Origin of the sequence: Streptomyces sp. NPDC046821, assembly GCF_040645335.1 — a bacterium.
GTDB lineage: Bacteria > Actinomycetota > Actinomycetes > Streptomycetales > Streptomycetaceae > Streptomyces.
On sequence record NZ_JBEYYB010000021.1, the window covers coordinates 1 to 16177 of the forward strand.

At 65.5% G+C, this 16177-nt stretch carries 17 protein-coding genes and 1 pseudogene; 6 read left to right on the forward strand and 12 right to left on the reverse strand.

The genetic code is table 11. From position 1 onward, the window contains the following. Positions 1 to 220: 220 nt before the first annotated feature. The 4 genes from ABZ893_RS32910 to ABZ893_RS32925 form a co-directional block, all read right to left on the reverse strand. Positions 221 to 850, reverse strand: coding sequence for an HAD-IA family hydrolase (locus tag ABZ893_RS32910; RefSeq protein ID WP_361411399.1), 630 nt, complete (start codon positions 848 to 850; stop codon positions 221 to 223). 266 nt (positions 851 to 1116) lie between these two features. Continuing rightward, positions 1117 to 2340, reverse strand: a complete 1224-nt coding sequence (locus ABZ893_RS32915) for an MAB_1171c family putative transporter (protein WP_361411401.1) — start codon at positions 2338 to 2340, stop codon at positions 1117 to 1119. A 125-nt stretch (positions 2341 to 2465) separates the two neighbouring features. Further along, the gene (locus ABZ893_RS32920; protein ID WP_361411403.1) at positions 2466 to 3041 is read right to left on the reverse strand and encodes a hypothetical protein; all 576 of its coding nucleotides are present in this window, start codon (positions 3039 to 3041) and stop codon (positions 2466 to 2468) included. Between the two features lie 537 nt (positions 3042 to 3578). Next, the gene (locus ABZ893_RS32925; protein ID WP_361411405.1) at positions 3579 to 4919 is read right to left on the reverse strand and encodes a tetratricopeptide repeat protein; all 1341 of its coding nucleotides are present in this window, start codon (positions 4917 to 4919) and stop codon (positions 3579 to 3581) included. Positions 4920 to 5130: 211 nt separating this feature from the next. Here ABZ893_RS32925 and ABZ893_RS32930 point away from each other — a divergent pair, with 211 nt between their 5' ends. The 5 genes from ABZ893_RS32930 (at position 5131) to ABZ893_RS32950 (ending at position 8798) form a co-directional block, all read left to right on the forward strand. Then, a complete protein-coding gene (locus ABZ893_RS32930) occupies positions 5131 to 5571 on the forward strand; it encodes an ATP-binding protein (protein ID WP_361411560.1) in 441 nt (146 codons plus the stop codon). Positions 5572 to 5641: 70 nt separating this feature from the next. After that, the gene (locus tag ABZ893_RS32935) at positions 5642 to 6766 is read left to right on the forward strand and encodes a radical SAM protein (RefSeq protein ID WP_361411407.1); all 1125 of its coding nucleotides are present in this window, start codon (positions 5642 to 5644) and stop codon (positions 6764 to 6766) included. Continuing rightward, the gene (locus ABZ893_RS32940; RefSeq protein WP_361411409.1) at positions 6763 to 6966 is read left to right on the forward strand and encodes a hypothetical protein; all 204 of its coding nucleotides are present in this window, start codon (positions 6763 to 6765) and stop codon (positions 6964 to 6966) included. The genes ABZ893_RS32935 and ABZ893_RS32940 overlap by 4 nt, the downstream gene beginning before the upstream one ends. Positions 6967 to 7061: 95 nt before the next feature. Continuing rightward, on the forward strand, positions 7062 to 7943 hold the full coding sequence (locus ABZ893_RS32945; RefSeq protein ID WP_361411411.1) for a GNAT family N-acetyltransferase: 882 nt from the start codon (positions 7062 to 7064) through the stop codon (positions 7941 to 7943). A gap of 249 nt (positions 7944 to 8192) precedes the next feature. Then, entirely contained in the window at positions 8193 to 8798 is a 606-nt protein-coding gene (locus tag ABZ893_RS32950; RefSeq protein ID WP_361411413.1) for a hypothetical protein, read from the forward strand. 31 nt (positions 8799 to 8829) lie between these two features. Here ABZ893_RS32950 and ABZ893_RS32955 read toward each other — a convergent pair whose 3' ends face one another. Further along, a complete protein-coding gene (locus ABZ893_RS32955; RefSeq protein WP_361411562.1) occupies positions 8830 to 9711 on the reverse strand; it encodes an IS5 family transposase in 882 nt (293 codons plus the stop codon). Between the two features lie 53 nt (positions 9712 to 9764). Then, positions 9765 to 10229: a GNAT family N-acetyltransferase gene (locus ABZ893_RS32960; RefSeq protein ID WP_361411415.1), complete on the reverse strand. Its 465-nt coding sequence runs from the start codon at positions 10227 to 10229 to the stop codon at positions 9765 to 9767. A 300-nt stretch (positions 10230 to 10529) separates the two neighbouring features. Here ABZ893_RS32960 and ABZ893_RS32965 point away from each other — a divergent pair, with 300 nt between their 5' ends. After that, positions 10530 to 11168: a LysE family translocator gene (locus ABZ893_RS32965; protein WP_361411417.1), complete on the forward strand. Its 639-nt coding sequence runs from the start codon at positions 10530 to 10532 to the stop codon at positions 11166 to 11168. Between the two features lie 174 nt (positions 11169 to 11342). On the opposite strand, the gene ABZ893_RS32970 is transcribed toward ABZ893_RS32965, so the two are convergent. The 6 genes and pseudogenes from ABZ893_RS32970 to ABZ893_RS32995 all read right to left on the reverse strand — a co-directional run bounded on the left by ABZ893_RS32970 (position 11343) and on the right by ABZ893_RS32995 (position 16139). Further along, positions 11343 to 12170, reverse strand: a complete 828-nt coding sequence (locus ABZ893_RS32970) for a M55 family metallopeptidase (protein ID WP_361411419.1) — start codon at positions 12168 to 12170, stop codon at positions 11343 to 11345. 158 nt (positions 12171 to 12328) lie between these two features. After that, positions 12329 to 12694, reverse strand: coding sequence for a hypothetical protein (locus ABZ893_RS32975; protein WP_361411421.1), 366 nt, complete (start codon positions 12692 to 12694; stop codon positions 12329 to 12331). 556 nt (positions 12695 to 13250) lie between these two features. Then, positions 13251 to 13475, reverse strand: coding sequence for a helix-turn-helix domain-containing protein (locus ABZ893_RS32980; RefSeq protein WP_361411423.1), 225 nt, complete (start codon positions 13473 to 13475; stop codon positions 13251 to 13253). Between the two features lie 213 nt (positions 13476 to 13688). Then, entirely contained in the window at positions 13689 to 14528 is an 840-nt protein-coding gene (locus ABZ893_RS32985; protein WP_361411425.1) for an endonuclease/exonuclease/phosphatase family protein, read from the reverse strand. A 23-nt stretch (positions 14529 to 14551) separates the two neighbouring features. Next, positions 14552 to 14653: pseudogene (locus ABZ893_RS32990) on the reverse strand (DUF5999 family protein); the annotation flags it as partial. A gap of 271 nt (positions 14654 to 14924) precedes the next feature. Further along, positions 14925 to 16139, reverse strand: coding sequence for a GntR family transcriptional regulator (locus tag ABZ893_RS32995; RefSeq protein ID WP_361411427.1), 1215 nt, complete (start codon positions 16137 to 16139; stop codon positions 14925 to 14927). Positions 16140 to 16177: the final 38 nt, after the last annotated feature.

Genomic DNA, 16177 nt, shown 5'->3' on the forward strand with positions numbered 1-16177 from the left:
TAACCACCTCCCCCCCCCCCCCGCTCTCCCTACCTCTGCTTGCCGCGGGGCGGGGGCAAACCGCCGCGCCGGCTGTGCGGCGTCACCCGAGTCCGGGTGACGCCGCACTGCCGTCGCGTCGTTGGATTGAGCTTGCTGTGCCGAGGTAGGGGCCGACGAGGCTCCGACATCGTGACGTAGACCGGCCGGACCTCTGTATTCCCTGCACGCAGGCGCCGGGCTAAGACGTCGCGAGGTCCGCGCCGAGCAGCTCGGAGAGCGTGGCTACCGTCTGCTTCGGGTCCTCGTTGTGCACCCCCGCGAGACCGAGCTGCTCGGCCGCCCGGACATACGCTTCGGTGTCGTCGACGAAGACGCAATCATCGGCCGGCAGATCCATAAGCTTGAGTGTGATCTCGAAAAGCTCGGGGTCGGGCTTGCGCATCAGGTGCAGCTCGGAGATCACCACGACGTCGTACAGCCGTTCAAGGTCGTACCCGTCGTACAGGTCCCACGGGGCCAGGCCGACACTGTTCGACAGGATGCCGACCTTGATGCCGGCGCGACGCGCTGCGGCGGCTGCGTTGATCAGCAGCGGCTCGGGGCGAAGGTCGCCGAAGATCCGGCCCATGAGGTTGTCGGCCGGCACTCCCAGCATCTTGCCCGCAAACTCGTTCCACTCGTCCTGGGAGACCACCCCGCGCTCAAGGTCGCTGGTGATCCGGACGCCCTCCTCGTCCTTGTACAAGGCCGTGAGACAGGCTCCCTTGGGAAGCCCTTCGCGCTCCTCGAAGGCGAGTACTGCGGGCAGCAGCGGGGTGGTGAGAACGCCTCCGAAATCGAGAATGAGGCCGGTGCGGCGGTTGGACATGCAGGAACTCCATTGCTGAGATTTCGGACGCTCGCCCAGACTGGGCGACGTCACAGCCCCGGCTGCATAGGGCGACGGAAGTATGTGGCGTCGCTGGCCGGAGTGCACTGAACGGGGCGGGATCAAGACCTATCGACCCGCATAAACCACGGTACCAGCCAGGTTCATTAACAAGATGGTGCTAAATCTCACCCGGCAGATCGCCGTTCAAGTGAATATGCCATACGACTATGCGCCACGCACGCTCGGGAGTGGGGCCTGAACTGCTAGATATCCATTTCGGCTTCCACCCGAAGAAGCTCCCGCGCCTGTTCTGGAGTGATACGCGAGTAGGCCCTACTGACTCGCTCCAGCCACGCCGCTTCACTGGCCGTGTCCACGAATGGCTTCTCCCTTAGAGGGACAGCCGAATGAGGACCGACAGGTGTCGTATCCGTGAATTGGAGGGCAGCCTTGACCCAGTACGCTTCTGCGGCTGCGTCGGGGTCGGAGTGCGTCGCGGAAATATCCTCTGCAGCGAACATCAGGCAATGCGGAGCGTAATAGCGCAGCTTCTCGTAGGCGTCAGCAATATCCTGCGTCCACCGGTCCAGGCGAACATCGATGGGGACGCTTAGCTGCATAAGCTCTGAAAAGCGTCGTCGAGGTGGATACAGGCTCGTCCCAGGGAAAGCCTTCATCAGATCGAACCAGAGTGGATAGATCCTGTACAAAGTATCCCCGGCCTTCCAGCGCGCCACAGCCGCGCGAGTGGTGGGAATGCTTGCTCCTGCAGCAACAATCAGGAAAAGCAAGTCCATCCATATCGAGGTGGCGTCAACGAGGAACAGCACCCTGGAGGCGCCCACAGGGAAGGCGACCGCCACCCAAAGAATGGTGATACGTGCCACCGTGTGGATCAGCCCCATCCACATCGCAATCCCCATCAAGGCCAACCCGATGCGCATGCTCGTGCTCTCGGCCTGCCGGGCCGCCCGCGTCCACTGATACCCGCAGACCGTAGTAGTTACGAGCGGGGCGAAATAGAAAGCGGTCATATAGACCGCGGCTCCCCACTGTCCGGCGTGGTCGACGAGGAAATCCTCGCTCGGATTGCTACGGTCCACCACAGTGAAAAACAGGACCGTAAGTAGAGCGACTCCTATCGCTCCTGCCTTATAGGACGCGCGGGCGATCCAGCGGGAGACTGCCACGTGTCGGGGTACAACACCCCCCACCCCTGTCCCATAGCTGGCAGCGACATAAGTCAGAGCCGCGACGATCGCCGCAGTACTGGCAAAGTGCCTCAGCAAGGCACTCAGGTCCACCACGGGCACGTGATCCACCACACTCTTTACTGCTGGCGTATAAAGCCACAGAGCTACGGCGAATCCGGAATAGCCACCCCAGAGCGCCCTACGGTGAGAGTCGCCGTATCTAACTGCCGGAAGCCGCCATAAGGCGATGACGGTCATCACCGCCGCAGTGAGGTACTTAAAGTAATCGAACACGTAACCAGTGGAGTTCTGTGCGGGCTGCTCACCTCGCCGACTCGGAAGGTCGGCCGACTGCAGCCTTAGTTGCCAGTAGATGGAATGCGTGACTTGACAGGATTCGCGAGGCCAGAAAACCTGCCTCAGAAATCTCTGTTGATTCGCAGCGAGCGGCGGCGCCCTGGAGGAGCGACCGGATGGGAAAGCGAGTTCTCCAGAAGGCTGACCATGTCATCCCCCAGGAGCGACTGGCGGTACGCCGTCCGCTTTACCAGCGAGGCCGAAACCTCGACCTGCTTCTCCTCGCGCTTATTGAAGTTAACGCGCCCTTGAATCGAAACCCATGGGAAGCGCGCAAGGACCTTCTCGCGAACTTCTTCGGGGACATACTCGCCGATCTCGGCAGCAGTCAGAGACGTTCCATGATCAAGCCACTCATGCATGGCCTCATGGAGGATGACGTGGACCGTCTGATTACGAGTCGGACGGCGCTGATAGAGGATCATTGTGGCATCCTGCGTCTTCACCCGAAGGCCGCAGGCCGTCCCCAAACCCCCATCGAAATCCATGGGAATCAAGGTGATCCGGCGCCCTAGTGCGCCCTCCATATTCCGAATCAACGCCTCGACGCTAAACGGGGACGGGATCGGGAGGTCGGCGATCAGGATTTCGCACTCCCTGACGAGGGTGCGCAGCGGAGAACCTCTATGCCAACGCATCGTCGCCCCCTTGAAGTAATGCCGAGTTGTTCACTGTTAGCGCCATCCTGATTACTCATACGCGAGGCGCTAGCAGCCAGGAGATTGTGGTATAGCGGTACTTCGGTCGCCCGGCGCGCCCTTTCGCTCCACGGTACAAGGAGGAATGCGTGATCCAATAGGGAAGGCATGTTGTAAAGGTCACCAAGCGCAAGTTGCTTGGAATCTGGACGTCAAGATCAAATTGAGTTCGGGTGCATTAATTGGTACGCCCGTCCGTGTCTCCGTGCGGTCCGACAGCCAGCGCAGCCGACAACGGGGCCACGAACGCTCGCAGCCAGAGCAGGCGTCCACAGATCGTTGGCGGGCATATCGAGCGTGCTCGACGAGGCGCGCCGCTGGAGCCATTCGAGGGACACCACCCGGGTCCCTCCAGACGTGCGGGTGTGCACCAAGCCGTCGCCATCGAGGCGGGCCTGAAGGCCGTACACGCTGGCATCGGTCCAGCTCGTCGAGTCCGTGGCGTCCATGATGCCCGCCGGACCCGGCGCGTCCGAACTACGCGGCGGCTGGCGCCATAGGCCGTGCACGCTCGTACAGCTCCCGGGCATGGCTGTTGCGTAGGTAGGGGCGGATGGACGCCATCATGATCCGGAACCGGTCGTCACAGCGGCCAGACTGCATGTGGCCGTAGTCGTCCAGCACGCTGTGCCAGCGCTTACACGCCTCTTCCAGGCGGCCGATCTTGAGCATTCGTTCCGCCAACATACCGTTGTAGCGCACTCGGGTTCGCCGGTAGACAGGCTCCCGGAGCCGGTCAGCTTCCTCCAGAGACTCGACCGACCCGGCGACGTCACCGAGTTCGTAACGGACCTGTCCGACGTGGTAGGCAAGCGACGACGGATCGTAGGAGCCGAACGCCTGCGCCCGGGACTCCGCTCGCTCCATCGCGGACTCGGCTTCCTTGATCCACAGCAGCGCCCCCGAGCGGTCGCCGGTCTGGGCGGCGGCGTGTGCCTGCTGACCGGCGAGGAACGCCCGCATACGAGGCCCGGCCTTCGGGGACGCCGCAGCGGCGGAGTTGGCGAGTCTGACGGCCTGGTGGCCGTGCCCGAGGTCGACGGCGTGCACGCTCATGCCGCGCAGCGTCGTGCAATAGGTCAGGTGATCGCGTGCGGCGCCAGCGAGCTCCAGGGCCTTCACGTAGTAGCGCTGGGCGAGTCCGTCGGCCCGCTCGTCCATCGCCATGTAGCCGGTGAGGTACAGGTGATCGGATGCGGCCGAGAGCATCTGTTCGCGCACGTCGTCGGACGCGGTGGCCTTCAGGTACGGGGCGATGGTGTTGACGAGGAACGCGGCGGCCAGGGGGCGGGCCATCCGGCCGCCGAACTGGTCGTCAAGATCGCTTATGTGCTCGGTCATCGCGCGGACCGCGGCGACCTCACTAGGCCCGATTGAGGTGTGCGGGTCCTTGATGACGCGTTCGAACCTCTCGCCGGCGTCGGGCCATCCGGGGACGGCTAGGGCGGCAGAGTAGAGCCCAGCGGATAGAACGCCGCGGCGGGACGGGTCCATGTCGGCACTCCCCAGGTCGATCAGTCCGGACACGGTATCCGGCGCCTCCTGCGACACGTCAGGCGCCGGACCCATGCCCACGTCTTGCAGGGTGACCGGACGTTTGAGGCGGCGGGCGAACGCCTCGGCTACTGCCGTGCGTGCGGCCTTCCGCGGCATGGTCCCGTCACGTTTCCAGTGGGTCACCGCCGAAGAGTCGTAGCGGAACTGGTGGCCCAGCTCGCGCCCAACCCTGCCGACGCTCCGCGCTAAGTCCTCGTTGCTCCACCCAGCCTCTTCCAGCAGTGCTGCAAGACGCTCGTTGGGTTCCCTGACCTGTGCCATCCCTGTGTTACCCCCGAGTATTCAGCACGTTCAGTGTGTGACTCAGTGTTGCCCGTTCCGCCGCGGACCGTAAGGGAGTTCCCTGATTCACGGCCGCCGAAGACGTCGACGGGTCGGCCGGTTGACGGCTGTACCGGTCCACCTCCCACCCCCGAGAAGGACCGGCACAGCACTCCTCCCCGCCCCCTGACCAAGGCGTGAGCCCGTGACGATGACACCGATCAGACCGCACACGACAGGACACCCCGGCTACTCAATGGGCCTGGCGTGCTGGCCCTCAAGCGTCCCCCTCGCGAGGGCGTCCGCACTCCTCACCCTGCGGTGCTGGGGCCTGCCCAAGGCCACGGCCGACGACGTGGCCCTGATCGCCACCGAACTGGTCACCAACGCCGTACGCCACGCCACGCCGGCCACCGGGGACCCGGAAGCGCCGGCCCGGTGCCGCCTGACGGTCGAGCGTCCGACCCCGGACACGGTCCGGGTGACGGTCTCCGACTCCAGCCCCCGGCGCCCGGTCCTGGCCGAGGCGGGCGAGGACGACGAGGCCGGCCGCGGCCTGCTCCTCATCCAGGCCCTCTCCGCCGACTGGGGCACGAGCGACCACACCGCCGGGAAATCCGTGTGGGCGCTCGTGAAGGTCCCGGCGCTGTGAGCGGCACGCACACCCGCCCATGGCCCCTCGACAAACTCCACCGGCCGGAACACCCCAACAGGAGGTCCTTATGCACGACTTGATCGCAAGCCCGTTCCTGGAACAGCATCTGCTTGTACGTCCCGGGACCCGAGGCGGCCTGCTCCTGCCCGAGCCCCGCTACGAGGAACTGCGCCACCTGGACCGGGCCGCGCCCGTCCCGTCGTGGCTCGCCGACTCGACGCGCGAGCAGTGGCCGGACCTGGACCTGGCCGGCCGTCAGGCCGCGGAAGTCCTCCTGGTCCGCGAGCCCTCCGCCTGGGGCTACTCGCGGGCAAGTTGGGAGATCAACCTCGGCTGCAACCTCGCCTGCAAGCAGTGCTACCTAGGCCTCAAGGTCAACTCCGGGATGCCGCTCGGCGACAAGCTGAACTGCCTCAAGATCATGGCTGAGGCCGGCGTCCTGTGGCTCCAGATCACGGGTGGCGAACCCACCATCGACAGGGACTTCATGAAGTCCTACGCCGCCGCGTTCGACCTCGGAATGATGCTCACGATCTCCACCAACGGCACCCTGCTGTGGCGCGAGAACCTACTGAACCTCTTCCGCGAGCGCCCCCCGTACCGCGTCACCGTGTCCATGTACGGTGCCTCGAAGGCGAGCTACGACGAGCTGACGCAACGCGACGGCGCCTGGGATCTCTTCGTCCAAGGCATGAACGCCGCCCGCCGGGCCCGCCTGCCGCTGCGGATGAGCATCATCGTCACCGAGGACAACGCCCACGAGGAACAGGCGATGATCGCCCTGTGCGAGTCGTGGGACGTCGAGTACAACGTCTTCACGAACATGACCCCGACGATCTACGGGGGCGGCGAAGTCCTCACCGCGCAGTCCAAAGAACACCTGCGTATGCGCAAGCAGTTCACGGGCTGCAACGCCGGACACACCTTCTTCCACACCGACCCCCACGGGCTGGTGTCCATCTGCAAGATCGGCCGCGACGACCAGATCAGCCTCCCCAACGAGGGAATCCAGGGCCTCGCCCGGCTCGGAGCGATCGCGGACCGCCTCATGCTTCGCACCGGAGGCTGCTCAGGCTGCCAGCTCTCCGGCGCTTGCACCGTATGCAGGCCCCTGGCCAAGCACTACCAGGAGGCGAAGGCTCCGCTGGCGAGCTACTGCCAGCACGGACAGAAAGCGAAGGTGAACGCATGACCGCAGTGGCCGTAGAGATCACGCCCAGGCGTCCGCTCCCCGACGACGGGCCCACCCGCGCCGACGGACCCGCGTACTTCACCCGGCCTACCGAGCCCGCTGCCCCGCCCGTCACCACCATCACCACCGTCGCGGACCTTGACGAGGTCATGGACTCCGTCAAGTGCTCCTGCAACGCCGGTGACGACAACCCCCACTGACCCGATCCGCACCTGATCCGGTCATGAACAAGCAGGCCCCGGCGCGTTCCGCGCCGGGGCCTGCGCCGTATGCGGCTGGCGAGTAGCGTGCGGCCATGCGCTTTCACTGGGGCTGGATCGAGCCCGTGATGCCCGTGCCGTACGTACCGACTCTCGGCCCCCTCCACCCCAAGGCGCCGCTGCCCGCGCTCTTCGACGCCGTGGCCGACATCGCCGGTACGGGCCAATTCCTCTCACACGACAAAGACCAGCGCTGGTCGGACCGCAAGGCCGAGCAGATGCTCACCGACGACGTCCAGCACGACGAGCGGCAGACCCTCGTCCCCACCCTGACCGACCGCGGCGGCGGAACGGTCAAGGTCTACGTCTACGGTTCGCAGCCCGGCAGTCTCACCGCCGGCGCGGACCTCGCCCGCAAGCTCGCCGCCACCCACAGCGCGGCCACGGCCCGCATCGTGTGGTTCCTCGCCCCCGAAAACCCAGACGAGTACGCGACCGACGCCGGTACACGGGTCCAGCTGAAGGACTTCATCACCACGAGAGCGGAAGACCGAATGCACCCCGACGTACAGCCCTACGACCAGCAGCCGCCCACCGTGCAGGCGTCCTTCGCCGACTTCGCCGAAACTCTGAAGACCGATGGCTTCGCCTTCCTCCACGACCAGATGCAGGCCGAGAAGGTGGGGCCCGTCCTCACCATCACCCATGACGGCCAACTGGCCGGAGCCATCGGCCCCATGGAAACCATGACCGACCCCGCCGGCCAGACACAGCTCCTCCCGCAATACTTCGGCGTCCTCCCGGAGCACCGCGGCCACGGCCACGGTCGCGCCCTGTGGCGTGCGGCTATGTCCTGGGGCCGCGACCACGGCGCCGCCTACCAGCTTCTCCAGACCGAAGTCGGCGGGGCCTCCGACCGACTGTGCCAGGCGGAAGGACTCACGTCCCTCGGATACGTGTGCACACGCGCCGTCTGAGGATCTCTGACCAACCCGTAGGCCGCTCGAACCGCCAACCTGCCGAGGAGGGTCAGTGACGACGCGACCCGACGCCCACAAGTCCCATGACCGACGACGCGATGCCTCCTCCCGTGCCGCCCACCGAACTGCTCGCTGGGGCTAGGGCCTGTCCGGCGGATCATGGCGTGGGTGAGGTTCCCCACCTTGTCTCTGGAGCCAGTCCAACAGGCCGGCGACGTGATCCACGGGACGCCGTAGGGTGATCGTGTGGACGTATCTGAGGTGTTGGGGGAGCAGGATGCGCTGCGAGCCGAAGCGGAGGGCGTGTTTCGAGAGCTCCGGCTGGACAAGTTGCTGGCCGATGTCGGCACTCCGACCATCGTCGGGAGTGCGGCGCTGGGCCTGATGGTTCGTCGGGATCTGGATCTGGACGTGGTGTGCGAGCGTCTGGACGATGCTGCCGTGGCGGCCGTCGCCGCGGTCGGTGCTCGGCTCGCGACTCACCCACACGTCCGTCTTGTGACCTTTCGCAATGACTGCGGGGCGTGGAACCGGGAGCCGGACGCCTACCCTGACGGCCTGTACCTTGGTGTGGAGTGTGTATCGTCCGGGGCCGCTTGGAACCTCGACGTCTGGTTTCTCGACGAGCCCGAGCGTCAGCCCTCGACCGCCCACCTGACTACCCTGCGCCCGCGTCTGACGGACGAGAGCCGCGCGGTCATTATCGAAATCAAGCGGGCTTGGGCCGACCGTCCCGAGTACGGCACGACTGTCAGGAGCTTCGACGTCTACCGCGCGGTCCTCGATGACGGCATCCGCGATTCCGCACGGTTTGAGACCTGGGTCGGGCAACGGAAGAAGCCGCAGCCCTGAGTACTACGCCGTGCAGGCTTCGAGCGGCGGATCACATGCGGAGCCAGAGCCGGACCGCGGCAACGGTGACAGTGCCGTGAAAGATGAAGGCGCGTTTCTCGAATCTCGTGGCCACGGCCCGGAAGTTCTTCAGTGTGTTGATCGTCCGCTCTACTTCGTTGCGGCGCTTGTAGATCGTTTTGTCGAAGCCGGTGGGTCGACCACCGTGGCTGCCGCGCCTTTTGCAATGGGCCCGTTGGTCCTTCGGTTCGGGGATGGTGTGTTTGATCTGGCGTCTGCGCAGGTAGCGGCGGTTGCGTCGGGAGCTGTACGCCTTATCGCCGCCGAGATGGTCCGGCCGGGTCCTGGGGTGCCCGCCACCGCGGCGGCCGACGCGAATGCCTTCCATGACCGCGATGAACTGCGGGGCATCGCCCCACTGGCCTGGTGTGATCAGCAGGGACAGCGGGCAGCGACCGCCCTCCCCAGCGAGGTGGATCTTGCAGGTCAGTCCGCCCCGGGAGCGTCCGAGTCCCTCGTCGGGGCGGTGCTGCCGGGGCGTGCTTCTTTTTCCCGGCACCCGCGGAGGTTGCTTCCGCGCTCCGGCAGAGTGCTGGTGGGCCCGGCAGGACGTCGAGTCCACGCTCACCATCGACCAGTCGATGCGACCTTCAGCATCGGCGTCGGCCAGGACAGCTGCAAAGATCTTGTCCCACGTACCGTCCGCCGACCAGCGTCTGTGCCGCTCGTACGCGGTCTTCCACGGGCCGAAACGCGCAGGTAGATCCCTCCAAGGCACTCCCGTGCGCTGCCGGAAGAGGATCCCGTTGATCACCCTGCGGTGGCTCGCCCAACTACCTCCACGCTGACCGGACTTCGGCAGATGCGGTTTCAGCCGTGTCCACTCGTAGTTCGTCAGATCTCCCCGCCCCATGTCCATGCCAACGAATCGGGAGCGGAGTGGTCACATGATCCGCCGGACAGGCTCTAGGTGAGGTTCTCGTCGAGCACCAACATGATGTGCTCATACTCGCCGTACCAGACCGTCTCGGCACGCCGGAAGCCGTGTTTCTCTAGCAGTCGCACCGAACCGGCATTCCCGATGTAGGGATCGGCGTGCAGGGGGCGGGCTTTCTCCCACTCCAGGAAGAGCGTCAGTGCCCGCGTGCCGAGTCCTCGGCCCCAGTACTGCCTGCCGAGCCAGTACCCGATGAAGCGCCGCCCCTCGTCCCACCAAGCCATCACGTTGCCCGCGAGTTCCCCGTCGACGGTGACGGCCTGCACGAAGACGGTGGGATCCCCAAGAACCTTCGTCGCCCAGTGGGCCATGAAGGCCTCCCGTTCCCGGGGCGAGAACTTCGACCGCTGCACGGCCTCAGGATCGTGCTCCTGTGCGAAGAACTCCTCCAAGTCGGCAGGCCCAACGTCTCTCAAGCGCACCTGATCACTCATGCCGACGGAGTCTGTCACCAGCCACTGACACTTCCGCGAGGTCGACGGCTCGGTCCGCCGTTCAAGCAGCCGTGCCCCATCCGTGCCCGATAGACCGGGAACTCACGGGAATTCGCGGTCACCAGTAGGCAGCTCGCAAGACGAAGGCCCCCGACCGATGTTGCTGGTCAGGGGCCTTCAACGTGCGCGGTGGGTGTCGGAGATTGGGTCGATCGGCCGTATGGGCGGGCCGCCGTGCCACCCTGCGGCTGGACGCCGGGGCCCTGGTGGCCGAAACGGCTGCCGAGTACAGTCTCACGGGTGATATCAGCGGATCAGCTTCTCGCCTTTGCGTTGGCATCTGCCGTTCTCATCGTTATTCCGGGGCCTGGCGTGCTTTTCGTGGTGGGGCGGGCCCTGGCGCACGGCCGCCGTACGGCGCTGGCGACGGTCTTCGGGCACGCTGCGGGCAACTTCGTAGTCGCGGCCTGCGTGGCCCTCGGGCTTGGCATGCTGTTGGAGCGGTCGGCGGCGGTATTCCTGGCGCTCAAGGCAGTCGGCGCCGCCTACCTGATCTGGCTAGGTATCCATGCGATCCGGCAACGCCGGGTGCTGGCAGACGCTTTCGACGTCGCGGCAGCTCCCCGCAGCGCGCGACGGGCACTTCGCGAGGGGTTCGTCGTCGGCGTCACCAACCCGAAGGCGCTCATCCTCTTCGGAGCCGTGCTGCCGCAGTTCGTCGACCGGGCCAGCGGTCACGCGCCTGCACAGATGCTCTTGCTCAGCGTGGTGCCCGTCGGGATCGGCCTGGCCTCCGACAGTGTGTGGGGCGTGGCCGCGTGCGGCGTACGGACGTGGTTCGCCCGCTCTCCCCGCCGGTACGAACTCGTGGGCGGTGCCGGCGGGCTGGCGATGATCGGGGTGGGCGTGACCGTCGCCATGACGGGACGCAGCGACTGACCGGGCAAGGCGTCTTGGCATCCAACTCGCAGCCATGCTTCAGCCATCAGTCGGTCGAGTGACTGGCTATCTTCCCTCAGCCATGCGAAACTCGCAGCCCTCCATGGATTCACAAATGCACAATTGGCTCTCGATCTGGCTGCCGGGATGGCTCCCGTTCATTTTGTACAGCGGTCAGCAGTACGGTGGCTGATTGGTCGTGGAAGCTGCCACCCGCATCCACACTCCAAACTGACGGTAGAGACTGGGCAGAGCGCCCTGCGCCTGAACGGTTCGGAAGCCCGCCGCAGTGACCCCGGGAATTCCCTGAAGCACGGAGGCGACCGAAGCCGATTGCCATCGGACGGTGAGGGTAGCCGGTTCCGAAGCCGTCGAAGGGACCCTCGGCTCAACACAACCTGAGGCAACGGCCTTTTCGATTGCCGTACGTGCCTCGTCCGCAGGGCGCAGTTCGGCCGCGAAACGGTCTCGGGCGTACTTCACGGCCACGGTGATGACCGAGGCGTCCCACTCCATCATTTCTTCGCAGGCGCGGTCGTCGCCGGTGAGGACCGCCACGGGAACACCGAGAGCTACTGCGGTTGCTTGAGCCAGGCCGATCTCCCCCACCGGCCGGTCGTTCAGCCGCATGTCCTCGATTTCATGTCCCATGAAACTATGGCTCAGCACACCGAGCGTGCCGGCTCGGGAGTGGTACCCGACGCAGATCACGGCGTCGTGGTCAGCAGCGAGACCGTCCAGCATGCCCATGTTCTTGGGTTGGCCGCGGATGAGGCGGGCCGCCGGGTGCAGGGCCTCGGGCAGAAGGTTGCGCATGGGGCCGTGTGCGTCGTTCACGGTGATGTGGGTGGCGCCTGCTGCGACCGCTCCTCGGATAGCCGCGTTGACGTCCTCGGCCATCATTTGACGTCCGCGCTCGTAGTCCCGGCCGCCGGGCTGGACATCGTCGGCGTCAACGAGCCCCGTAATGCCTTCCATGTCCACACTGATGTAGATCCGCATTGGGCCAAGTCCTCCAAAACTGTGATCACATGGACGATGTCAGCCACACCATCAACGGTTCCCCTATCTGCAGGACTTTCTGACTCGCCTCCGGGGCAACTTCCCGAGCCATCCAGTAGATAACTTTGATCGAACTCCTAAAGCGGGTGTCACCAAGGTCAGCGGGGAATCTTCTGCCCAGCTTCGGTGAGGACGAGCGTGAGGCGACCCAACCACTCGCCGTCGTCTGGATACTTCCAGTTGTCAGCATCTGCCAGCAAGGCAGGGAGTTCACGTCGCGGGATGGAAGGACCAGGCTGGAGCCCGGGATTTCCATCGGGGGCGGTCCAGGGAACGAGCCGAGAGACTTCAATCCAGCCCCTGTCGATGAGCGGCACGAGGACTGCGGCAAGCTCGGTGGGCCCGGCGGAGACCAACGGTTCGTCCAGGTCTCCCCGGACGCCGGGCGGGATATCGATCTCCGTCGCATTGATCATGAATGCGCGCTCTGCTGAAGACAGCTCGTCCGTATCGGGATACCTCACCAGGAGATCATCGCAGAGCGACAGAAGCCGTTCACCCTCTGTGTCGAATACGTGTCGAGGGCATCGAACATTCGCCCTCAGCGTTCGGGGAACGCCAGGTCAGAGCAGGTACGCGCAGAATTTCACCAGGCGCCTTCTAAGCGCTTGGCCGCTTCAGAACCTGCCACAGCCGTGCCACATCGTGCGGTCAATCACGGTCAACGACGGCTCGCCACAGTCGAGATGCGCCGTTCACCTGGGAAGCGGCTACAGCCGGAGCGACCTGGGGTACTCCGCTGCCGACCACGACCGCCCTTACAAAGCGGCGGCGTTCGGTAGGCGGCTAGGGCCTGTCCGGCGGATCTTGTCGCGGACGCGGGGTCTGGCACGCCGACCTGATCCGCCGGACAAGCCCTAGCCGCCAGGCTGGACGAAGTGGACGATGACGACTTCGGGGCCGCGGCCGGCACGATCGCCTCATTTCAAGGACTCCAGACGTCATAACGTGATGGGGCGGTGTTATCGGAGGCTCGTCAGACGACCAGGGCCCAGGGGCTCAAGGCCGCTCTAGAGCCCATCAGAGCGGGGTCGGCCCGCTCTCAGGACGGCGCCGCGAGGCGGCCGTGTTGCCGCCCCGAGACCGGAACACCACACCGGCCGCGGCCAGGCGCGTGTGTACGTAACCGTAAGAACGTCCAGACTCCTCAACGAGAACGCGGATCGACGCGCCGGCGTTGTACCGCTTCTTCAGCTCCTCGCCGATGAGGTTCTGCTGCTCGTCCTTGACTCGCTTACCGGGCATGGGCCAGGAAAAAGCGTCGGGTTCGGACAAGGGCCTTCCTCTTTTCTTGAGTTGATGACAGTGCTGGAGCTCGCGTGGTTCGGGGCCGAGAGTGTTCACCGAGGCGGCTTCCTCACGGCGACCGGTGATAGCGGTGGGAGACCTGGGCTTACCCGGCGCCCCGACTTCACGCCTGAAGCTTCGAGAGGGGACGATGCGGGCTGATCACCATCGTCATGCGCGTGGGCCCACTTCCATATCGAGCACCACCGGCAAGTGGTCCGAGGCTGACCTCGCCGCATCATGGGTGCGGTAGGAGATCACCTTCAGGCCGGAGACCAGGCCGTAGTCGAGAGACCACGGGACGGGTTCGTTCGGGTAGAAGTAGCCGACGATCGCGGCCCTCTTCTCGCCGGTCAGTAGTTCCGGGTCCTTCCAGCCGGATTTGATCAGCACCTGAACGGCACGCCGATCCGCGTCGCCGAACTCCCCGTTGGGCAGAACGATCCGGTACCGCGACTGGAGGTTCTTCGGAATGAGCGACCAGTCCTCCGACTCCCGGTCCGGCATGTTCAGGTCACCCAGAAGTACCGCCCGCGGTGGAACGCCGGGGAACTCGCCGCCGTAGTCGGTCAACCAGCGGGCTTCCCTCAGTCGCGTGTCGCCGTCGACGTAGCTGAGATGCGTGCCGAAGGCCAGGAAGTCATGCGGGCTGTCGTCGCCGGCTGCGACAGGCCGCAGCCGTGCCCGGATCAGGGCGTGGTGGAACACCCCGCGGCCCAGGGTCCGCCGGCCGAGCAGTTGAAGACGGGACGGCCGGTACAGCAGGGTGGTGAAGTTTCGCCCATCGCCTACGTGTGAGGGCGCCATTCTTACGGGCGCCATGCCCAGCAGATGCGCCGTCTGCCACAGGCGCCGCTCGTCTTCCTCGTCCCACCAACTGCACTCAGGAAGACACGCGATGTCAGGGGCCAGGTCGGCCAGGGTCTCAGTCTGTACGCGAAGGCGGCTCTCATCCGCACCGCCGTCCACGCCGCCGCAGTACAGATTCCAGGTCACAGCACGCAGCTTCATGTTGAACCACCGGTCCGCACAGTGCAGTTCACACGCCAGCCCTGTTCCGGGTGGTGCGCTACAGGGTGTGCAGCCTCCCGGTCGGCTGCGTTGGCTGACGGGCAGGTGGGTTGGTGCTTGCACATTCTTTGTCCTTGTCGGGTGGGCCTCCCTCGTCTGCCAGTTGTTGGGGGCAACTCGGCGTGATGAAAGGGGAGTTCTGATGTGCGGGAAGGCTGAGGGAAAGGGCGAAAGGGGCGGCTGTTGCAGGCAGGCAGCGGCGCGGTTACCCAGTGGTCTGCAGTCCGCGTCCCTTACAGTCGCGGCAGAGGATGACGACGCCCTTCCCCCGCTGCATCGTCCTGATCTTTTTCAGCCCCTTGCAGGTGGGGCAGGTTTTGACGGTCTGTCCCCGGCTCATGCCTTTCCCCTCCATACGAAGTCGGGGACCAGTTCGAGGATCTCGACGACGGCGGCACCCAGGCACGCAGCCCGCCAGACTCGACGGTCGAAGTCCTTCGGCAGCTCGGCAAGCGCCGTGATGGCCGCCGTTCGCAGCAGCGTCCGGACGCGCTGATCATCCGGATACTGCTGGTCGGCGAGTGGGATCAGGTATGCGGTTGTCGCTGCCAGGGAGCGGAAGGTGTGCGTCAGCGCCTCGGGGTGGGGCGTGAAGCGTTTGTGCCACCAGTTGCGGGCCTGCTGACGCATTGCGCTGATGTTGTCAGGAGACAGGTCGGCGTCGGGCAGTGCCACTGCGTCCAGCCGCGCGAGAAGCGTGCTCAGATCGGGTGGCTCGGCTGCCTCGAAGGGCAGCTCTGCGCAGACGCGCGTGGGCGTCCCGGTGTAGGCGATGACCGTCTTCTCCTCGTGCAGCACGCGCATGGCCTGAGTGAGGACGGTGGTGGGCGTGACGAGGAGCCGGGCGAGATCGCGCCGTGTGGGGATGATTGTCCGCGGGGGGTAGACGCCGTTCTGGATCAGAAGTCGTATCCAGTCCGTCGTCTGGCTGACCTGGTCGAGCTGCTCCGTCTCGCCGGCTACTCTCACGCGGTTTTGCTGGGGAATGGTGATCAGGCCCTCGCCCTCAAGGTCGGTGAGGGCGCGCTGTACCCGGACGAGGAGGGCGGGCTCGCACCCTAGCTCGGTGTTGAGGCGCCCGGCCGAGAGGTAACTGCCCGGTGGGTAGGTGCCGGTGGTGATGGAAGCACGGATGCGGTTTGCGATGTCCTGCACGTTCGGCCCTGGCCGCCATGCCTCCTGTAGGGCGGTCAGCAGCTCCTGCGCGGCCATGGACAGGCTCAGTACGTCGGCGTCGGGCCGGCGCATGTCGGCGATGATCTTGGCCCAGCGGGCGTCGTCCGTGGGTGAGCCGCTGGCTTGCCGGTGCCGTTCTTCAGCCGCAGGCAGTCGAGGTTCGATGAATTCCCTGATCGCCTCGCGGTCGGCCCGCACGTTGAGGTCCATCTTGAAGTTGCGGGTCAGATGGGCGAGTTCCTTGCTCTCGCCTCGGAGTTCTGCGCGGGCGTACTCGGCACGCTCTATGTCCTCGGTGGGCGCGGAGGCGCTCGCAGGGGATTCGTCTGTGGTGCTCAGCAGTGCCGGCGTGATGGTGAGCGGGGCGTGGGTCACTGGCTTGCTCCGTTGCGCATTGTGGGGGCCTGCTCGGC